3 protein-coding genes and 1 tRNA gene are annotated in these 1118 nt (G+C 55.2%); all 4 read left to right on the top strand.

Annotated elements, in window-relative coordinates; translation table 11 throughout:
- Positions 1-131, top strand: a 131-nt coding sequence (locus tag AC1D1P_RS23940) for an EF-Tu C-terminal domain-related protein (protein WP_477674733.1), incomplete at its 5' end; no start/stop codon positions are given.
- Between the two features lie 17 nt (positions 132-148).
- Positions 149-224, top strand: a tRNA-Trp gene (locus AC1D1P_RS23935).
- Between the two features lie 132 nt (positions 225-356).
- Positions 357-740, top strand: a complete 384-nt coding sequence (gene secE / locus AC1D1P_RS23930) for a preprotein translocase subunit SecE (protein ID WP_477670198.1) — start codon at positions 357-359, stop codon at positions 738-740.
- The coding region (locus AC1D1P_RS23925; RefSeq protein ID WP_477674732.1) for a transcription termination/antitermination NusG family protein at positions 740-1118 on the top strand (379 nt) is incomplete at its 3' end. The genes secE and AC1D1P_RS23925, both read left to right, overlap by 1 nt.

Raw genomic sequence — 1118 nt, 5'->3', positions numbered from 1 at the left:
TGCCAGGCGATAACGTGTCGATCACCGTCAAGCTGATCAACCCGATCGCCATGGAAGAAGGCCTGCGCTTTGCCATCCGCGAAGGCGGCAAGACCGTCGGCGCCGGCGTCGTTGCCAAAATCATTGCGTAATTTGTAAGGTTTGATGGAGGGGTATAGCTCAATTGGCAGAGCGTCGGTCTCCAAAACCGAAGGTTGTAGGTTCGATTCCTACTGCCCCTGCCACCCGGCTTTGATGAGTGTCGATGCTGAGGGTGGTTTGAAAAGATAAAAAGCAAGCCCGCCAGGAGTCAAAAACTCCAGGTGGGCTTAAGCGTCTGCAGAGACGCATGAAGATTGAACAGGAAATCGGCGACCATGGCCTCTTCTCAAGTTGAAACCGTCAGTACCAACGCCGACAAGGCCAAGTTGGCTGTGGCTGTCGCGCTGGTGCTGGCCTCGCTGGTGGGCTTCTATTTCTTTGCCAAGCAGGGTCAATTAGCCCAGTGGGGTGCCTTGATTGCTGGTTTGGTGGCGGCGATTGCTGTGTTCATGACCTCGGAGTCGGGCAGGCAATTTGTGGCTTTTGGGCGTGACTCATGGCGCGAGGTCCGGAAAGTTGTCTGGCCGGCTCGTAAAGAAGCCATCCAGATGACGGCCTATGTATTCGGTTTTGTGGTGATCATGGCCTTGTTCTTGTGGCTTACGGACAAAACGCTCGAATGGGTGTTTTACGACCTGATCCTGGGATGGAAAAAATAATGAGCGATCTGAACGGCACGGTAGTCAGCGAAGTGGCGGCGGGAACGTCTCTCACGCCGACCCCAGGCATGCAGTGGTATGTCGTCCATGCCTATTCCGGCATGGAAAAAGCGGTCGAGCGCAACATCGTTGAGCGCATCAACCGCGCGGGCATGCAGTCCAAGTTTGGTCGTTTCCTGGTGCCCACTGAAGAGGTGGTTGAGATCAAGAACGGTCAGAAGAAGACGACCGAGCGCCGGTTTTTTCCGGGCTATGTGCTGGTTGAAATGGTCATGGATGATGAGACCTGGCATCTGGTGAAGCACACCAACAAGGTGACGGGTTTTGTCGGTGGCGCCAAGAATCGCCCGGCCCCGATCTCCGAGGAAGACGTTCAAA

It is taken from the genome of Polaromonas sp. P1_E1_2, assembly GCF_056406035.1.
This window is presented reverse-complemented; position numbering and strand designations above follow the sequence as displayed.